Source organism: Limnohabitans sp. (genome assembly GCF_031538885.1).
In the GTDB taxonomy this organism is placed as follows: domain Bacteria; phylum Pseudomonadota; class Gammaproteobacteria; order Burkholderiales; family Burkholderiaceae_C; genus Limnohabitans.
Window position 1 is genome coordinate 1 of sequence record NZ_JAVKLW010000121.1, and the last position, 3,286, is coordinate 3,286.

The 3,286-nt window shown below is 57.1% G+C and carries 3 protein-coding genes; 2 read left to right on the forward strand and 1 reads right to left on the reverse strand.

Annotation, left to right across the window (positions count from 1 at the left end; genetic code table 11):
- Positions 1-200: 200 nt before the first annotated feature.
- Together RMS03_RS09715 and lolD are read left to right on the forward strand one after the other, a co-directional pair.
- Positions 201-1,472, forward strand: coding sequence for a lipoprotein-releasing ABC transporter permease subunit (locus RMS03_RS09715; RefSeq protein WP_310626868.1), 1,272 nt, complete (start codon positions 201-203; stop codon positions 1,470-1,472).
- 8 nt (positions 1,473-1,480) lie between these two features.
- Positions 1,481-2,176 carry a lipoprotein-releasing ABC transporter ATP-binding protein LolD gene (lolD, locus tag RMS03_RS09720; RefSeq protein ID WP_310626869.1) on the forward strand — a complete coding sequence of 232 codons (696 nt, stop codon included), beginning with the start codon at positions 1,481-1,483 and terminating at the stop codon, positions 2,174-2,176.
- Between the two features lie 38 nt (positions 2,177-2,214).
- On the opposite strand, the gene nhaR is transcribed toward lolD, so the two are convergent.
- A complete protein-coding gene (gene nhaR / locus RMS03_RS09725) occupies positions 2,215-3,111 on the reverse strand; it encodes a transcriptional activator NhaR (protein ID WP_310626870.1) in 897 nt (298 codons plus the stop codon).
- Positions 3,112-3,286 lie beyond the last annotated feature (175 nt).

Below are 3,286 nucleotides of genomic sequence, written 5' to 3' on the forward strand. Positions count from 1 at the left end.
TTGGTATCGTTCTTCTCGGCTGAGGTGCTTGTACATTGGGCAACTTCGACTTGGCGGTTAAAGCGGCCATGATGCTCTCGCATCCTCAGCCACCTATAACCAGTTCATCTTTGTTGCACTTCGTCCTTGAATCCGCCTAACCAAAAACAAACACTTTTTCAGTAATTGGGGTGGAAATTATCTAGGGATAATCCAGCCTAATGCAACCCACATCCTCCAAACTCCCCTACGAACTCCTGATTGGCTGGCGTTACACACGCGCTGGCCGTGTGGCCGGTCGCAACGGTTTTATTTCGTTCATCTCGGGTGTGTCCATGCTGGGCATTGCGCTAGGCGTGGCTGCGCTGATCATCGTGCTGAGTGTGATGAACGGTTTTCAAAAGGAAGTGCGTGACCGCATGTTGGCCGTGGTGTCACACATTGAGTTGCTCGCCCCGGGTGGCGAGGGCTTTGCCGATGTGAATGCACTCATGGCCCAAGCCAAACACAACGCGCAAGTACTGGCAGCCGCCCCCTTCGTGTCGCAGCAAGCCTTGATGGCACGCGGCGAAGACATGCGTGGTGCCATGGTGCGCGGCATTGCGCCCGAGCTAGAAACTCAAGTGAGTGATTTCACGCTACAAATCCCCCCGCAGGTACGCGCCACCTTGCAACCCGGCAGCTTCAATGTGGTGTTGGGTGGTGAACTGGCAATGGCGATGGGCGTGCAGGTGGGGGACCCCATCACCCTCATTGCGCCCGGTGGGCAAATCACACCCGCTGGCGTGATGCCACGCTTGAAGCAACTGCATGTGTCTGGTGTGTTTGACTCAGGCCATTACGAATACGACGCCTCGCTCGCGCTACTGCACATGGAAGATGCGCAGCGCATCTTCCGCCTTGAGGCCCCCAGCGGCGTACGCCTAAAAATCAAAGACAGCCAACAAGCCCGCAACGTGGCCTCGGAACTGGCGTTAGAACTGGGTCCCGATGTGATCGTGCGCGACTGGACGCGTCAAAACCGCACTTGGTTTGCAGCCGTCCAGGTGGAAAAACGCATGATGTTCATCATCCTCACCCTCATCGTGGCGGTGGCCGCCTTCAACCTCGTCACCACCTTGGTGATGACGGTGACGGACAAGCGCGCCGACATCGCCATCTTGCGCACGCTGGGTGCCAGCCCGCAAAGCATCATGGCCATCTTTGTGGTGCAAGGTGCCACGGTAGGAGTGCTGGGCACACTGGGTGGCCTGCTGCTGGGCTTGAGTGTGGCGTTCAACATCGATGTCATCGTGCCCGCCATTGAGCAACTGCTCGGTGCGAGTTTCTTGCCTCACGACATCTACCTCATCAGCCGTATGCCCAGCGACCCGCAAGCTGCCGACATTTGGCCCATCACGATCATCTCGTTGGTGTTGGCCTTCCTCGCCACCCTGTACCCCAGTTGGCGTGCCAGCCGCGTCAACCCAGCCCTTGCCTTGCGCTACGAATGAGGCAACACATGACCCACACACCTGTCCTCACGGCCCATCACATCAGCCGACGTTTCAGCGAAGGGGCGCTGGATGTGACCGTGCTAAACAACGTCAATTTGTCCGTCAACGCAGGCGAAACATTGGCCATCGTCGGCTCATCTGGCTCGGGCAAAAGCACGTTGCTGCATGTGTTGGGCGGCTTGGATGCGCCCAGCTCGGGTCATGTGTCCTTGATGGGCCAGCCACTCGCGGGCTTGAGCGCTGCCGCTTTGGGCGATTTGCGCAACCAACACTTGGGCTTTGTGTACCAGTTCCACCACCTGCTGCCCGAGTTCAGCGCGCTCGACAACGTGGCCATGCCGCTGTGGATACGCCGCATGGACCGTGCTGCGGCCAGCGCCCAAGCCCGCGCCATGCTAGAAGCGGTGGGTTTAGGCCATCGACTGCACCACCGTCCAGCAGAACTCTCGGGTGGCGAGCGCCAGCGTGTGGCAATTGCCCGCGCTTTGGTGACTCGCCCTGCCTGTGTGCTGGCTGACGAGCCCACGGGCAACCTTGACCGTCACACCGCAGACCAAGTGTTTGCGCTGATGCTGCAACTGGCCCGCGAGCACCACACCGCTTTTGTGCTGGTCACGCACGACCATGCGCTGGCCGCACGTTGCGACCGTCAATTGCAATTGCATCTGGGCCAACTCAGCGAAAACATCCAGCGAGCTTGAACAAGGCTCACATGAGATCTGGGCCCAGCAGGTCAGATTCAACCGCTGAATAGCCTGCCACGCGCGTTTTGAGTGATCGCCGCCACGCACGGGTGTGAGATGCGTCGCTCCACAGACACTGCAAAAAACTCTTCCACCAATTCATCGCTGCGCCCAATGACCTCAAGGCCGTATTGCGCCACGGTTTCTTTCTCCAAAATTCCGGGGGACATGAACACACCTCGACCTTCGCGACCAAAGGCCATCATCAACGCACCGTCGTCAAATTCACCCACAACACGCGGTTGAATTTTGTGGCGCACCAACCAACCCTCGAGTTGCTGGCGTATAGACGCGGATGAACCTTGAATCAGCATGGGCGCATCATGCAAACACTGCGGAAACTCGTCCTTTAACATGGTGCGTAGTTCAGGTGTACAGAAAAAACTCATGGGCGTAGTCCCTAGCGCATGGTTGAAGGCCTTCACGCTGATGCGTTTAGACAGGGGCTCGTCTGCAATCACCAAATCCAAGCGGTGCAAGGCCAACTGCGCCAACAAATCTGGAAACTTACCTTCGCTGCCAATCAAGCGTACCGGCTCTGCAATAGACAAAGCGGGCTCCAACAGGCGGTAAGCCACCGACTTGGCCACCGAGTCGGCCACACCCACCCGAAACTCCAAGGTTCGCACACCCGCCTCGGGTTTAGCCATTGCAGCTTGAAGCTCAGAGCCCAAGGCAAAAATATCGTCGGCATAGCTGAGTGCTTTGCGTCCGTCTTCGGTCAGCTCTAGCTGACGACCGCTTTTGCGAAACAGTGAACACCCGAGGCTTTCCTCCAGCAATTTGATTTGTCCAGACAAGGTTTGCGGCGTGATGTGCAACTGCTCGCCTGCACGCATGACACCGCCCGCGCGTGCGGTGACCCAAAAATAATACAAGTGCTTGAAATTCATAGGCGCTATTAAACTTCGATTTTTACGAATAAATAAAAGGCGGATTCAAGGACGAAGTGCAACAAAGATGAACTGGTTATAGGTGGCTGAGGATGCGAGAGCATCATGGCCGCTTTAACCGCCAAGTCGAAGTTGCCCAATGTACAAGCACCTCAGCCGAGAAGAACGATACCAA